This is a genomic window from Chloroflexota bacterium, assembly GCA_018829775.1.
Classification (GTDB): Bacteria; Chloroflexota; Dehalococcoidia; order Dehalococcoidales; family RBG-16-60-22; genus E44-bin89.
The window spans coordinates 1-10,442 of the sequence record JAHJTL010000007.1 but is presented as its reverse complement, the minus strand read 5'-3'; the positions used below and the strand labels follow the sequence as shown (position 1 = coordinate 10,442).

General features: G+C 54.4%; 14 protein-coding genes and 1 rRNA gene. 6 read left to right on the top strand and 9 right to left on the bottom strand.

What is annotated here, in order from left to right; translation table 11 throughout:
* The 3 genes from KKD83_00795 to ispD all read right to left on the bottom strand — a co-directional run.
* On the bottom strand, positions 1 to 254 hold a 254-nt coding region (locus KKD83_00795), incomplete at its 3' end, for a class I tRNA ligase family protein (protein ID MBU2534689.1).
* Positions 255 to 297: 43 nt separating this feature from the next.
* Positions 298 to 786 carry a 2-C-methyl-D-erythritol 2,4-cyclodiphosphate synthase gene (gene ispF, locus KKD83_00790; GenBank protein ID MBU2534688.1) on the bottom strand — a complete coding sequence of 163 codons (489 nt, stop codon included), beginning with the start codon at positions 784 to 786 and terminating at the stop codon, positions 298 to 300.
* Complete coding sequence (ispD, locus tag KKD83_00785) at positions 776 to 1,468, bottom strand: 2-C-methyl-D-erythritol 4-phosphate cytidylyltransferase (protein ID MBU2534687.1); 693 nt, start codon at positions 1,466 to 1,468, stop codon at positions 776 to 778. The genes ispF and ispD overlap by 11 nt, the downstream gene beginning before the upstream one ends.
* A gap of 92 nt (positions 1,469 to 1,560) precedes the next feature.
* Between ispD and queF the strand changes: the two genes are divergently transcribed.
* The 4 genes from queF (at position 1,561) to KKD83_00765 (ending at position 3,612) form a co-directional block, all read left to right on the top strand.
* Positions 1,561 to 1,989: a preQ(1) synthase gene (queF, locus tag KKD83_00780; protein ID MBU2534686.1), complete on the top strand. Its 429-nt coding sequence runs from the start codon at positions 1,561 to 1,563 to the stop codon at positions 1,987 to 1,989.
* Positions 1,979 to 2,287, top strand: a complete 309-nt coding sequence (locus KKD83_00775; GenBank protein MBU2534685.1) for a cupin domain-containing protein — start codon at positions 1,979 to 1,981, stop codon at positions 2,285 to 2,287. Before queF ends, KKD83_00775 begins: the two co-directional genes overlap by 11 nt.
* A gap of 190 nt (positions 2,288 to 2,477) precedes the next feature.
* Complete coding sequence (locus KKD83_00770) at positions 2,478 to 3,266, top strand: AAA family ATPase (GenBank protein MBU2534684.1); 789 nt, start codon at positions 2,478 to 2,480, stop codon at positions 3,264 to 3,266.
* On the top strand, positions 3,253 to 3,612 hold the full coding sequence (locus KKD83_00765) for a hypothetical protein (GenBank protein MBU2534683.1): 360 nt from the start codon (positions 3,253 to 3,255) through the stop codon (positions 3,610 to 3,612). Before KKD83_00770 ends, KKD83_00765 begins: the two co-directional genes overlap by 14 nt.
* 138 nt (positions 3,613 to 3,750) lie before the next feature.
* Here the strand turns inward: KKD83_00765 and radA are convergent, their stop codons facing one another.
* The 6 genes from radA to rrf all read right to left on the bottom strand — a co-directional run bounded on the left by radA (position 3,751) and on the right by rrf (position 9,582).
* The gene (gene radA, locus KKD83_00760; GenBank protein ID MBU2534682.1) at positions 3,751 to 5,130 is read right to left on the bottom strand and encodes a DNA repair protein RadA; all 1,380 of its coding nucleotides are present in this window, start codon (positions 5,128 to 5,130) and stop codon (positions 3,751 to 3,753) included.
* 52 nt (positions 5,131 to 5,182) lie between these two features.
* Positions 5,183 to 6,412: a sodium ion-translocating decarboxylase subunit beta gene (locus KKD83_00755; GenBank protein ID MBU2534681.1), complete on the bottom strand. Its 1,230-nt coding sequence runs from the start codon at positions 6,410 to 6,412 to the stop codon at positions 5,183 to 5,185.
* Between the two features lie 15 nt (positions 6,413 to 6,427).
* Positions 6,428 to 6,580, bottom strand: a complete 153-nt coding sequence (locus tag KKD83_00750) for a hypothetical protein (protein ID MBU2534680.1) — start codon at positions 6,578 to 6,580, stop codon at positions 6,428 to 6,430.
* A gap of 6 nt (positions 6,581 to 6,586) precedes the next feature.
* Positions 6,587 to 6,811 (bottom strand): biotin/lipoyl-binding protein, encoded by a 225-nt coding sequence (locus tag KKD83_00745; protein ID MBU2534679.1) that lies wholly within the window; start codon positions 6,809 to 6,811, stop codon positions 6,587 to 6,589.
* 106 nt (positions 6,812 to 6,917) lie between these two features.
* Positions 6,918 to 9,389: an ATP-dependent Clp protease ATP-binding subunit gene (locus KKD83_00740; protein ID MBU2534678.1), complete on the bottom strand. Its 2,472-nt coding sequence runs from the start codon at positions 9,387 to 9,389 to the stop codon at positions 6,918 to 6,920.
* Positions 9,390 to 9,464: 75 nt separating this feature from the next.
* Positions 9,465 to 9,582, bottom strand: a 5S ribosomal RNA gene (gene rrf, locus KKD83_00735).
* Between the two features lie 352 nt (positions 9,583 to 9,934).
* Here rrf and KKD83_00730 point away from each other — a divergent pair.
* Positions 9,935 to 10,228: a DUF370 domain-containing protein gene (locus KKD83_00730; protein MBU2534677.1), complete on the top strand. Its 294-nt coding sequence runs from the start codon at positions 9,935 to 9,937 to the stop codon at positions 10,226 to 10,228.
* Positions 10,218 to 10,442, top strand: a 225-nt coding sequence (gmk, locus tag KKD83_00725; protein ID MBU2534676.1) for a guanylate kinase, incomplete at its 3' end; no start/stop codon positions are given. The genes KKD83_00730 and gmk, both read left to right, overlap by 11 nt.

Here is a 10,442-nt window from a genome sequence, read left to right as displayed (position 1 = left end):
TCCTCAGTTGAAATGTTGCGCTTATTCGCCCGGTCAATGATTTTGTCGTCGATATCGGTAACGTTCTGCACATACTTCACCCTGTAGTCGCGGTACCTGAGATAACGCCGGATGACATCGAATATGATATAGCTCATGGCGTGTCCCAGATGGGCGTCATCGTATGGCGTCACGCCGCAGACATACATCTTCACTTCATCGCCGCCGGGCTTGAACTCCTCTTTCTTTCCGGACAGGGTATTATAAACCTTCACTCATTTCTCCTTTTTCTTTCCCGGTCAGGACGCTTAAAAGCCTTCATTCTTTCTCCTTGAGCGCGGCTACAGCCAGTGCGGCGATTCCCTCGCCTCTTCCCACAAAGCCAAGTCCGTCTGAGGTCGAAGCCTTGACGCTGACCTGTTCGACATCGAGTTCAAGCGTCTGGCACAGTTTCTCTCGCATTCGGTTAATGTGCTCGCTGAGTTTGGGCTGCTCGGCAACGATGGTGGCATCGATGTTATCGACCTGCCAGCCGTTTGCCGCCAGTAAATCTTTTACTTTTGCCAGCAATATCAGGCTGGAGACACCTTCGTATTGAGGGTCGCCGGGCGGGAAGTGTCGGCCGATATCTCCCAGCGCCGCCGCCCCGAGCAGCGCGTCCATGATGGCATGCGTCAGGACATCGGCATCGCTCCAGCCGCTGAGGCCCCGGTCAGAAGGTATTTCAATGCCACCGAGCACCAGTCTGCGCCCCACAGCGAGCGCGTGCACGTCATAGCCAATACCGACTCGAAGGTTACCTGCCATGTTTCTGCCAGAGCATCTCCGCCAGCGCCAGGTCATCGGGCGTGGTTATTTTAATATTATCATGTGAGCCCATATAGAGCTTCACTTTATAGCCCAGCCGCTCCACAAGAGAGGCATCATCGGTGACGTCATCATCCGCTTTTTCATAGGCCTCGCCAATCACTTTAGTAGAGAATACCTGTGGAGTCTGCACCGCCCATAGATTTCGACGTGGTGGCGTCTCGTGCACGGTCCTGTCTTCATCTGAGACCTTAATCGTGTCCGTTACCGGTACGGCGGCCACTGCGGCGCCGGTCTCTCTTGCCGCTTCCAATCCCCGCTCGATAAGTTCCACGGTAACCAGCGGGCGCGCCCCGTCGTGAATGACCACCCAGTCACAGTCAGCGAGACGTTTCAGGCCCTCGGCCACCGAGTCCTGGCGTCGCTTCCCTCCCAGGCAGACATCGCTGACCTTGGACCAGGCAGGGCCGGTGACCAGATGGCGGCACATTGTCTCTCTCTCCCCGCTCACCACCACCACAATCTGGTCAATCCGGGAGCACTGCTGGAAGGGGCGAGTGGTGCGGAGCAGAAGTGGCTGCCCGCCGAGCGAGGCGAACATTTTGTCCATGCCGCCCATTCTCTCGCTTTTACCGGCGGCAACGATAACCGCGCCGACTTTCTCTTTCTTCTCTTCCGACATACTTCTGCATCTCAATAAAAGGCTAAATTGAGTTTAACATATTGGAGTTTGATTTCAAATAGTGCTACAATGTCCCGTGTAGGAGCACAGAAATGACGGTTGATAAGTATGCCACCAGAAGATATGACATAGAGGGCGAGGAGGCCATCGATGTGGGGGTGCTGGAGGCAATTGCCTTCCAGTATCCGGAGTCGGCAACGGAAGTCGTCTACGAGACCGATGAGTTCACCTTCGTTTGCCCCTGGACGGGACTGCCTGATTTTGCCCGGCTGGCGATTCGTTACATGCCGGGCAGCCTGCTCGTCGAGCTGAAATCGTTGAAGTACTATCTCACCTCCTATCGCAACGTCGGCATACTGCAGGAACACGCCGTCAACCGCGTCTTGCAGGACCTGGTACAGCTTTTAAAACCCATCTCCATGGTGGTTGAGGCGGAATACAAGGAGAGGGGTGGGCTGAAAACAAAGACAGCCGCCCGATATTATAGAGATACAGGCAAGGAGGTCGCAGATGAAAGTTAGCAAGGTTGAGGATGCCCCGGCCAAGGAGGGGCATGGTGGTGCGGTGATGCACGAGGTTATCACGGATAAAGACGGCGCACCCAACTTCGCCATGCGTGTCATCGAAGTCAAGACCGGTTCCTCCACGCCATCGCATAATCATCCCTGGGAACATGAAGTACTGATACTTTCCGGCCGTGCCATCGTGAAGGGAGAGCAGGGGGAGGTAGAGATAGCCAAGGACAGCGTCGTCTATATCCCTCCCAACGAGCACCACCACTTTGAGAGCATCGGTGATGAGCCGCTCCGCTTTGTCTGAATCATCCCCCATAACCGCTAAGTTTTAGCGGACCAACCAGGGTCTACCACCGGCGGGTCGCCCTTTGGGTGATGCGCATACTCCAGTATTTCACCTGCCTTATGCTATACAGATAATTAGTTGCGCATTTACTCAATTACGCAAAAGAGTATTGACGCAATTGCGTAATTACGTTATATTATTATAAACGATGCCGATTATCTGTATTGCCAACCAGAAAGGCGGCGTGGGCAAGACGACCACGGTCGCTGCGCTCGCTGAGGGCTTGAGCGAGCATGGTAAACGCGTTCTCCTGATTGACTGGGACCCGCAGGCATGCCTGACCATAAGCGTGGGGCTCAATCCGGATAACGTAAAGCGTACCGGATATGATGTTCTGGCTGCCGTTATCAGTGGTGAAAAGGGCACCAAAATAAAAGACGTGGTCTCCCCGACCAGCGACCCGAACATTTACATTGTCCCCTCAAATATTGAGCTGGCGCAGGCACAGCTTGACCTGGTGGATGCGGCAAACCGGGAGACCATACTGAGCAAGATGCTGCGGGGAGTACGACATTCATATGATTATATCCTTATCGATTGCCTGCCCAGCCTGGGTCTGCTGACCATCAATGCCCTGACCGCCGCCGATGAAGTCATTATCCCTTTGCAGGCCGACTTTCTGGCTATGAAAGGGCTGGTGCGCCTGCTGACCACGATTATCCGGGTCAAGGAAAACCTGAATTCATCGTTGAATATCGCCGGCATTCTGTTTACCATGACCAGCTCGCGCACCCTGCACAGCAAGGAGGTTATGGAGGTTACCCGCCGGGCGTTTGGCGACCGGATAAGGATTTACGATGCCATCATCCCGACCAGCGTCCGCTTCAAGGAAGCGCCGGCGGTTGGGAAATCGATTTTGACCTACGCTCCTAAGTCGGAAGGGGCCGGTGCCTACCGCTTACTAACCGAAGAGGTGATGAGAAATGAAACGGGCTAGCATAACTGAAGAACTTGCCTATGGAAACGCCTTGGACCGTCTCACCGGCGAAAGCAGAAAGGAAACAGTGCTGAAGAGACGGCAACGCGCTGCGCCACCGAGGCAGCAGCCCATCGCAGCGACCGGTACCACGATGATAAAGCTGTCCGTATTTCTCAACCGGGAGGAGGACGGCTATCTGGAAAGCCTGGCCTCGGCCGCCAAGTTCAGCGGAGGGAAGAAAATAAGCAAGACCAGGTTGATTGAGGCCATGGTACAGGCTTTCCGCCAGAGCAAGCTGGATGTCCGCGGCGTCAGGACCGATGATGAACTGTATAGAAGAGTAATTGCGCAAATGCGTAAATAAGAAATTGCGCCTATATTAATATGGAATCTTCGAAGTCAATTATGAATGCCCGCCCTCGGACTGGAATATCCTTCAGAGTGCACAGAATCGAAAAATAAGCTACTCTAACGTTACACTCATAAAAAGGGTTAAACAGGCTTATTTTTTCTTTGGTTTCGACAGCGCCGCGCTTATGGCTTCCCTCACCGTGCCTGCTGGAATAAGCTCGATGTCTTTCGGCGGGCGGCTGACCCCCGAACCGACTTTTGGCACCAGGCAGCGCCTGAAACCCAGTCTGGCCGCCTCAGCAACGCGACGGTCAAGCTGAGAGGCGGAACGCAGTTCGCCGCTCAACCCGACCTCACCGATGGCAACCATGCCAGGGTCAACAATGCTATCGCGGAAACTGGAGGCGATGGCCAGCGCGATGCCCAGGTCAGACGCCGGCTCACTGATTTTGAGGCCGCCGGTAACGTTCACCATAATATCCTGATTGCCGAGGCGCAGGCCAAGGCGCTGCGTAAGCACCGCCGTAACCAGCAGCAGGCGGTTGAAATCAACGCCGTTGGCAGTACGCCGGGGATAACCGAAGCTGGTATAGGTGGTCAGCGCCTGAATCTCAACCAGCAGCGGTCGGCTGCCTTCGATGGTAGAGACGACGACCGAGCCTATCGCCTCCACAGGGCGCTGGGAGATAAAAGCCAGGGAAGGGTTCTCCACCTCAACCAGCCCCTGCTCTTTCATTTCAAAGACGCCGACTTCGTTGGTGGAGCCGAAGCGGTTTTTCACACTGCGCAGCAGGCGGTACGCGCTGAAGGGGTCGCCTTCAAAATAGAGCACCACGTCCACGATATGCTCCAGGATGCGCGGCCCGGCGATGGTGCCGTCTTTGGTGACGTGCCCGGCGATGAATACCGGGACCGAGTTGAGCTTGGCCCAGTGCATGAGCCGCAGAGTGCACTCGCGAACTTGAGTAACGCTGCCCGGTGTATTCCCGAGCTCTGGCAGGTAAATGGTCTGTATGGAATCGATAACGACCAGACCCGGAGAAAGCTGGTCAATCTGTTCCAGGATTACCCCCAGGTCCGTCTCGGCCAGAAGGTAGAGCCCATCGCCCGTAATATTCAATCTTTCCGCTCTCAGTTTTATCTGGCGCTGTGTCTCCTCGCCGGAGACATAGGCTACTGTCCCCTTACCCTCCGCCATGGCCGCCGAAGCCTGCAGGAGAAGCGTTGATTTGCCGATGCCGGGCTCGCCACTGATGAGCACCAGTGTACCGGGAACCAGTCCGCCGCCAAGCACCCGATTGAACTCAGAGATAGGCAGAGGGAAACGATTGGCGGACTCGGTAGAGACCTGAGACAGTTGCTGCGGAGGGCTGGTTTGCGAAAGAGAGCGTGGCGCTCTTGAAGTGACGGCAACGGTTACCTCAGTGAAGCTGTTCCATTCCTTGCAATCGGGACAGCGTCCCAGCCACTTCAGGCTTTCCTTGCCGCACTGCTGGCAGACGAAAACGGTGCGCCTATCCGACTTGCTCACAGAATGAATTTACTCGATTTTCGATAATTAAGCAAGGGGTGATAGCTGCGTGCTAGGAGCCGAAAATGCTGTAGAAAATGGGCGTTTCGCCAACGAACCCGCTGATGTAAACGCCGGTGAGGATAGCTGTAGTAATCACGCCGGCCACGCATGGCCCCATGGCAAAGGGCAGAATCATGGCTTTTTTGTTGACCGCGGCGGCGCATTTCTGAGCTACCTTGGCCGTTGTCGGCACGCAGGAAACAGCGGCGATGCCGATCAGTGGATTGAACGGCTCTTTGGATATTTTGCTGTATATCAGGCCTCCGGCGATGCCGCCCAGGCCGGAGAGCGTGAGGGCGATGACGCCGAGGACAAGCAGAATCAGTACCTTGGGATTCAGGATGATGTCGACTCCGAGGAGGGCGCCCAGCGTGAAGCCGAGGAAGAAGGTGGCGCCGTACAGAAGCGGGCCGGAGAGGAATTCAATGAATCTCAAAACGCCGGCCTCCTTGACGGCCAGGCCGACGAAAAAGGAGGCGAAGAGTGGGGCTGCCACCGGGAAGAGGACGCAGAGGAAGCCGCAGGTAATCACGGCAAAGGCGAACTTGGCTCCGGGAGCAACCTGAGGTATGGTGCGCCAGTCCATCTCCACGGCCCTCAGTCTTCTCGGGATAATTTTTACCAGTAAGGGATAGCCGGCGTAGCAGACGCCGAGGTAAACATAGGCCACCACCGTAATCGGAACAAAGAGGTCTCGGGCCAGCATGATTGAGCCGTAGAGAACCATCGGGCCGTCAGCACCGCCAACTAGGGCAATGGAAGCCGCCTCATTTGGTGGAAGGCCCATGGCCATGGCGATGGGGAGGGTCAATATCGTGCCGAGTTCAGCACAGACGGCGAGAAAAAGGCTCATATACGGCTTGGCCAGCAGTATATCAATATCCGTTATGGCACCTATACCCATAAAGACAAGACAGGCAATCAGACCGTTGCTAAAGGTAAAGGTGTAAATCGGCTGCAGGAAATCTATCTGCAGGTAATACATGAGCTCTTCCACATTGCCGGCCAGAGGATTGATGAACAGATTGCCCATTTGGCCAGCCTCGAACATCATAAGGCCGCCGTTCACCGCTATCATCCCTATCCCCATGGGAAGCATGATAAGGGGTTCCAGGATTCTCTTGTAGGAAAGGTAGAGAAAAAGGAAACCGAGGGCAATCAGGAGCAGCCTGCCACCGGCAATCGCCGGTTCATTCAGGAAAAAGGTGTAAACGCCCTGGAATAACTGCAGAATCAGCATCGGTATTGGCCGCTTTTAACCTTCCTGTTTATCGGTACCGGCAGCGGCATGTTTTGCTCCTCTCTGGACAACGAGCGCAATGGTCTTGATGATGGCCGCAACGAAAAGCGCGATGACCATCATAATGCCATAGGCAATAAAAGCAAAGAACAATGAATTGAGAACCATTTAACCCTACTCGTACTCAATAACGGCGATGGTGTCGCCTGGTTTCACTGTCTGGTCAGCGACCACTCCAATCTGGGCAATGGTGCCACCCGTTGGGGCCAGAATCGGATTTTCCATCTTCATTGATTCCAGTATGCAGATGATATCGCCCTCTTGTACCGCATCTCCCGCTTTAACATTCACGCTGATGATTTTACCGGTGATGGGAACCTGTACGTTTTCCTGTGCCATTTTGAGTTCCTTTCTTAATTGGCAAACTAAAAAGGGCGGCTGGTCTACCTCGTTTTGCGTCCACCGCCCTTATCAAAAGTAAAATCTGGTGTATGGTTTTTACACATTAATTTTCCTCACCCATTAAGGCTCCTACCGCGGTGGTGGGACGAACCACAATCTGGTCCCCTTCCAGGTCAACGACTACGGTATCTCCTGACTGGAATTTACCGCGGAGCAAGTCTTCAGACAATTTATCTTCAACCATATCCTGAATGGCACGCCGCAGCGGTCGGGCACCGTAGACCTCATCATAACCTTTTTCACCGAGGAAGTCCTTGGCCACCTCAGTAACTTCCAGAGTGATGCCTTTCTCCTGCAGCTGCTGAGTTACCGAGACCAGCATCAGGTCGACAATCTGGCGTATCTGCTCCTTGGTCAGGGAGTGGAAAACCACCACCCCGTCAACCCGGTTGAGAAATTCGGGACGGAAGGTCTTCTTCATCTCATTGAGCAGGTTTTCCTTCATTTTTTCATAGGCCTGCTCACGCGTCTTGGCCTCGTTCGTGCCCGCGGTGAAGCCAAGCACCGTGCCTTTTCGTATCATCTCGGCGCCAACGTTGCTGGTCATGACTATGATGCTGTTGCGAAAATCAACCCGGCGACCTTTAGCATCGGTCAGGTGACCATCATCAAAAATCTGGAGCAGCAGATTGAACACATCCGGATGCGCCTTTTCAATCTCATCGAGAAGGATGCAGCAGTATGACTTGCGCCTTACCGCCTCGGTCAGCTGCCCGCCCTCTTCGTAGCCAACGTAGCCGGGAGGCGCACCGACCAGTCGGGAAACGGCGAACTTCTCCATGAACTCGGACATATCCAGACGAATAAGAGTGTCCTCGTTGCCAAACATAAATTCGGCCAGAGCACGGACCAGCTCCGTCTTGCCCACGCCGGTCGGACCGAGGAAGATGAAATTCCCTATCGGTCGGCGCGGGTCCTTCAGCCCGGCCCGGGCCCGCCTGATGGATTTAGCAATGATGTTAATGGCTTCATCCTGACCGATAATGCGACGGTGTATCACCTCTTCCATATTTAACAGACGGTTCGTTTCATCACCGGCCAGCTGTACCACCGGTATGCCCGTCCACATACCGACCACTTCAGCGATGTTTTCCGCCGTGACCAACGGCGTGTCCTCTCCTTTTTCTGCCTCCCACTCCTCATTGAGCTTGCGAATATTCTCCTCAAGTTGCAGTTCCTGCTCCCTGAGTTCAGCGGCATGGTCATACTCCTGGGCCGCCAGCGCGGTATCCTTATCCTTACGCTTTATCTCGGCCTGCTGTTTGGCCTCCCGGAGTGAGATGGGCATGGTGTGGTACTTGATTCTTACCCGGGACGACGCCTCGTCAACCAGGTCGATGGCCTTATCGGGCAGGAAGCGGTCAGGAATGTACCTGGAGGCAAGTGTGGCCGCAGATTGCAGCGCTTCCTCACTGATGGCTAAATGATGGTGCTCTTCGTAACGCTCCTTAATGCCGCGCAGAATATCAAGCGTCTCTTCAACCGAGGGCTCTTCAACCAGAACCGGCTGGAATCGGCGTTCCAGGGCGGCATCACGCTCCACGTATTTTCGGTAATCATCCAGAGTGGTGGCCCCAATGCACCGCAATTCACCGCGTGCCAGCGAGGGTTTGAGGATATTGGCAGCGTCAACCGCTCCCTCAGCGGCGCCAGCACCCACCATAGTATGAAATTCGTCGATGAAGAGCACGCAGTTACCGGCGGTTTTTATCTCCTCGATAACTTTCTTGACCCGCTCCTCGAATTCGCCGCGGTACTTGGTACCGGCTACGAGCGACCCCATATCAAGGGCCACGAGTCGACGGCCCTCCAAAGTTTCAGGGACATCGCCGGCAACGATGCGATGCGCCAGGCCTTCCACAATGGCTGTCTTGCCAACGCCCGGCTCACCGATAAGCGCAGGATTGTTCTTGGTGCGGCGGCTGAGAATCTGGATAACCCGCTCGATCTCCTTTATCCGTCCGATGACCGGGTCAAGTTTACCGGCGCGAGCGGCAGCCGTCAGGTCAACGCCGAGCTGGTCTAAAGCCGGCGTTCGGCTCGCCCCGCGACCGGCCTTGGAACGAGGCACTCCCTGGCTGAGAACCTGCGCGGTTTCAGCACGCGCCCTCTCCAGGGTAACCCCAAGACTGTCAAGCACACCGGAGGCAACGCCCTCTCCCTCACGCAGCAAACCCAGGAGGAGGTGTTCCGTACCGATGTAGTTATGGCTGAGCTGCCGTGCCTCATCTATGGCCAGTTCAATGACACGCTTGGCACGGGGAGTGAGGCCGGTCTCTCCGGTGCTCGGTCTTTCACCGCGGCTGCTGATAAATTCCACCGCCGACCGTATTTTGTTCAGGCTGACGCCCAGGTTGGTCAGTACTTTGGCGGCGACTCCTGCCTCTTCTCGAGCCAGGCCAAGAAGAACGTGCTCGGTGCCGATGTAACTGTGGTTCATCTGGCGAGCTTCTTCCTGGGCGATGGTCAGCACATGCCGCGCTCGCTCGGAGAATTTTTCAAACCTGCTGGACATTTCTCTCCTTAGCTATACTGTCCGTCATCATTTAATTTATAGTGTAAATCACTGACGAGCGATGGTCAAGAAGCCTCCTGGCAATGGCATATTTTCCACAAGGGGTTGCCCCCTCAGTATCGTCTGCGCTGGGGCGTTTCACTTCCGTGTTCGGGATGGGAACGGGTGGTGCCACCCCGCTCGAACCACCAGGAGGCTCATTTCTACGCAAACGGTCATGTATTGTTGAATACCAGAAGTAATAATAGCATAAGAAGACGAGAAATGCAATCCGAAAGCGGACTTGCCTTGCAATACACTCACGAAACCACCGCAAAAGGGTTGCCCCTTACCAAAGTAATGGTTCGATTGGATTTTTAATAAATTTGTAATAAGTAGAGCGAAAGAAGTATTTATAATCCCTTGACAAGCACGACGACAAGTGATAGCTTATGAGGTGTACTTTCCCTAAATGTCAGCCATTTACGGTGCTGCTACGAAGCGATACGTGAAATATCGGGTTAAATGATAGCTTTATTAATAATTATTAACTGAGGGGGACACCGGTGAATATGGAATTAGTTCATATCGGATTCGGTAACATACTGGTGATGAGCCGGGTAATTGCTATGGCAGCACCGAACTCAGCACCGACCAAGCGGACGGTGCAGGAGGCGAAAACCCGGGGCCAGCTTATTGATATGACCAATGGCCGAAGAACCAAGGTCGTTATTTTTATTGATAGCGGTCATGTTATTCAGGCCGCGCTTGCTCCAGAAACAATTGCCGGCAGGCTTCAGGCAATTCGTTCCAGTTCTGGAATGAAACTGGAGCAAAGCGACGAAAGAGATGAGCCGTAGACGAAGCCCTCCGCTCAGTTTACCCAAGAAACCGCTGCTTATCATTCTCTCTGGACCTTCAGGAGTTGGGAAAGATGCTCTGCTCAACCGAATGAAGGAGTTCAAATATCCCCTGGAGTACATTACAACCGTAACCACACGTTTGCGACGCGCCGGAGAGCGCAATCATATTGATTACCATTTCATCGCTCCGGAAAAGTTCCAGGATATGATC